The 237-nt window shown below is 32.9% G+C and carries 1 protein-coding gene; it reads right to left on the minus strand.

Annotated elements, in window-relative coordinates:
• Positions 1–237: hypothetical protein (locus Q5762_RS39630; protein WP_315897169.1), on the minus strand; the 237-nt coding region annotated here is incomplete at both ends.

Raw genomic sequence — 237 nt, forward strand, 5'->3', positions numbered from 1 at the left:
GAAAATCTGTCCCTAGAAATTGAACTTTTACATCAAATTTCTTACGTTCACCATTAAAATATTCAGCTATTTCTATGTTTGCTTTCTTAATATGATAATTTTCACCTGCAATTATTTTTGCGTTTAGTATTTTCTGTAAATCTTTATACTCCGTTTCTAACATTCTCCTATCAACGAACTCCAACAAACAAACACCATCATCTGTCGCACAAATAAACATTGGACCCAGCGGAGTCG

The organism is Streptomyces sp. P9(2023), assembly GCF_032436795.1.
In the GTDB taxonomy this organism is placed as follows: Bacteria; Actinomycetota; Actinomycetes; order Streptomycetales; family Streptomycetaceae; genus Streptomyces.